This window comes from Thiomonas sp. TH-17, from assembly GCF_057473305.1.
This window is the reverse complement of record NZ_JBYCKI010000101.1, coordinates 1-3,713: the sequence shown is the minus strand read 5'-3', so window position 1 is coordinate 3,713 and position 3,713 is coordinate 1. Positions and strand designations below refer to the sequence as shown.

1 protein-coding gene and 1 pseudogene are annotated in these 3,713 nt (G+C 61.4%); one reads left to right on the top strand and one right to left on the bottom strand.

Going from position 1 to position 3,713, the window contains the following annotated elements; translation table 11 throughout:
- A pseudogene (locus AC2VLV_RS06320) lies at window positions 1–671 on the top strand (hypothetical protein); the annotation flags it as partial.
- A gap of 50 nt (window positions 672–721) precedes the next feature.
- Here the strand turns inward: AC2VLV_RS06320 and AC2VLV_RS06315 are convergent.
- Window positions 722–3,271, bottom strand: a complete 2,550-nt coding sequence (locus AC2VLV_RS06315) for a COG1470 family protein (protein WP_486989160.1) — start codon at window positions 3,269–3,271, stop codon at window positions 722–724.
- Window positions 3,272–3,713: the final 442 nt, after the last annotated feature.

Sequence of the window (3,713 nt, the reverse complement as noted above, 5' to 3'; positions counted from 1 at the left end):
CGGTCGCCAAGCGCCTGGAATACACCGTGGCCTGTGATCTGGTCCGCTACTCCTGTGTACTGCGCTACAGGCGGTACCTCGAACGGATCATGCTGCCCCTGATCGCCAGGCCGCTTGCCTGTGTGCTCGATGCCATAGGTCGATTCCGCCATTTGCCGCTGTATCGCATTCGGAAAACCGGCGTGCACGCCAATTGGCAGGATTGCGCGGACTCGCGCATGGATGCGCTTTGGCAGAAGTCGCCATGTGGTGACGGTCCTATCACGGTTCGCGATGTCGCATTCCTGACCTGGCGTTTCGAGGGTTTTGACGTCGCGCGTACACGCTATCTGGAGTTATGCGCCCCACGCGATCCTGAAACGCTATTGGCCTGGTTCGCCTGCCAGGTGCTTGATGACACCCTGCATGTGCGCGACTTCTGGTCGGATAAGGGCGCGGCCGGTCTGGCCGCCTCCCATATTGACGCGCTGGTACGTGCCAGCCGTCAGATCGGATGTCGCGCCATCTCGATCGAACATGCCGGCTCGCCTAACACTGTCGCGGCACTGCTGGCTTGTGGCTTCCACGAACGCAGCCGCCGGCCGGTCATCATCCGCTGGAGCAACAGCGTTGCCCAGGACAATGGCGCACGGGCATTCCAGCACCTCACCGCAGCCGACGAGGACGAATAGCCTCCGGCCTTGCCGCGGCGCTGCCGATGGAAACGCCGCGGCCTGCCCTTCTAGCCGCTGACCGCCCCGGCGGCGGAGACATTGAAGTGCAGAACGCCGTGGGCACTGGTCGTGTAGCCGCTTCCCGGGGCCACCGTTATCGTCAGCGTGCCGCCGCTTGCGGCCGCAGTGACGCTGTAACTGGTAGATGGCAGGAGCTCGGTGATCACATGCTCGGCTGCACTCGCAGGAACCGTGTAGGAGATCGTTCCCGAAATCGGAGTACCCGGGGTGCCGGTGCTGAAAATCACCACGTCGTTGCCGTTGCCACTACCGTTGTCGGCAAGCACCACGCCAGTGATGCCGCCCTGTGCATTCGTGACGGGCGTGGCGCCGGCAACAGTGGAAGCCGACGAGGACAGGTCGAACACAGTCAGCCACTGCTGGTTGACGTTGCTGTTGGGTGGACGCACCTGGGTCTGGTAAACCTTGACCGGGTTGTCACCCGGATACAGCGGCAATGTGGTCAACTTTGCACCGGCTGGCAGCACCGTGGTCATCGCACCGGCGAATTGTCCGTTGTAGTTCACGTCGAGCACGTTCTCGCCGCTCGGTGCGGTGACCGCTGTCGGACTCGCGGGAAAGGCCCAGGCCATGTACTGGTCATAACTGGAACTGCCTTCTGTGGTCCGGTCATAGACCACGAAACGGTTGGGGCGCAGGTAGACGATCTCGCGGGACCACGCCGCAACGGCCGGACTGCCGGAGAAGGATCGGTACATGTCCTCCAGATGCGTGGCCAGCACATAGACGTAAGAGCCACCATCCTCGAAACCAGTAACCTGAGTGCGCACGTTGTAGTTTTCGGTGGTGTATGCCGCCTGCCCATAGGGATAAACCACCGAACTGCCACTCATGTCGCGCACATAGAAGATGTTGTAGAGCTGACGATTCCCCATGTAGACCGTGCCGTTGGTCTTGCCATAGTTGTCGTTGTAAACCTCATTCTCGTCGGCAGTACCGTTGGGGTTATGCACCAACCAGCCGCCCGCATTGACCAGCAAAGGCGTCCCCCCGCGGACGAGAGCCAGGCTGCCTTGGTCGAAGTATTCCTCGCCTTGCGCCGGGTTGTTGACGTACGGGCCAGCACGAAACGACATCCAGCTCGCGCTGGTTGTCCAGTTGGAGCGTGCCGACACCGCGCCCATGCCGGGCGCCAGATAGGACAAGGGCAGCGTCGTCAAGGGGGCCGTCGGCGCGTTCGGATCAACCTCGAGAAAAGCAAGCCAGGGGGCTGCCGGGCTGAAATTCGAAGTCGCCTTGGTGACATCCTGCAAGTATTGGTTGAACACCGGCGTCAGAGGAGACTTCCAGTACGCGAGCTCGCCGGCGATCTCCTGGAACATGCCAACCCAAGGTGTGCCTGGGGGCTGCGTGTTGCCGTTCGCGTGATTCGTGTCGCGGTCGTCAAAATAGTTGAGCGACGGCCAGGTGAACTGCATCACGTAGTTGGCGATATCCAGCGGATAGCTGTAAGGCGCCGACCCGGTGATCAGATTGATCCCTTTCGCAGTCATTACTTCGCGCATTGGCAAGCTCATATTGAGGATGCCGAGCGGCGCGTAATTGGCGAAACCTTCGGGCCAGCCACCACCCAGCAGGTGCTGCTGGTAGTAGGGCTGCACGCGCGCGTAAAACTGGTTGTTGAGCCAGTCGTTCCATTCCGTGCTCGCGTCGGGATTGTCGCCCTCGGTCGCCAGCGCGATCACGGCCAAGGCGTGGAAATAACCAGCGTAGTAGTTGCTCTGCGGATTGGCATACTCGAAGTTGGCGGCTCCGTTTGGATCCTCGAACGCTGCTATCCAGGTGTTTGCCGTGGTGTAGACCTGCTGCCGCTGCGCCGGAGTCAAGAGGTTGTACAGCCAGTCGTACCCGAGGCCGAAGCCAACGCCATAAAATCGGATCGCATAGCCAGAATTGACCAGCGGGTTTTCGCCAAGGTTGTTGCTGCCGGTCGTGTAAGGGGTAGACATTTTCATCAAGATGTCCACAGCCTTGGCGCCATAAGGCGCTGCGGCGACCGGATCGGTGCTGACAAGGACCTGGTAGCACATCGCCTCGTTCAGAAGCGCTGGCAAGTAAGACTCGCCCAGGTAACCCGATCCGAGGTTCGGCAAATTGGTATAGGCGGCTTGGGTCGGATAATTGACCGTGCCGCCGATCAGCGAATCACACGCAGCTTTCAGCGCCTGCCACTGCGGCGTATTGGCGGCGGCACGTGCACGCAACGTTGCCAGCGTAGTCGCATCAAGGAGAAGGCGAGGCTGTCGCGCCTGCTCGACTGTCAGCGTCAGGCTTGCCGTCGCGGTGATCGTACCGCTCGTGCCCTGCAAGTCGAAACTGTAGGTGCCAGGCGCCACGGATGCCGCTGGCGTCACCGTAACTTGCGTGGTCGTGACGCCGCTGACGCTTACCGTTGTTGGGGCGACGGTGACCCCTGCCGGCGCATTGGTGAGCGCCAGCGTCACGCTCCCCGAGAATCCTCCCGAAGGCGTTATGGTCAGACTTGATGGAATCGCTGCACCCGCGGCGACCGTGACCGCCGAGGGGTTCAGTGCCATCGTGAATGAACCTGCGACGGTAGGCGCCGATGGTGCTGAACCAGTCGAGGTCGCGGCCGCACTTCCTCCACCGCCACCACAGGCACTCAGCAGCAGTAGCAAACCGAAAACGAATGCCATCCGGGTGGCCCGGCCTGTAGTCCGTGTCTTCACTTGGAAATCCGCACCGAAGGAGTGCCGACAGTCTGCTGCGTTGCCATCGCGCCGGTCAACACGTAACCGATTGTTACGTCACTCACTAACCGTGTCCTGGATCCCAATCCGATCATATGATTCGCAACAGCTTGCGCCATTCACCTCACCACGCTGCGCAGACCGAGCTGAACGCCCGCAGTCCAGTCGACATGCGTCCAGGACGCAGCGTGGCTCTGCTCAAAGCGTGTAGGTCGGCTTTTCAGAAGCCAGCCTGGCGCCCAGCACCGCCTCGATGCGCTGCCGCGCG

Excerpts from the sequence above, each read along its gene's own strand:
- AC2VLV_RS06315 (WP_486989160.1), bottom strand. The coding sequence starts at position 3,271 with ATGGCACTGAACCCCTCGGCGGTCACGGTCGCCGCGGGTGCAGCGATT.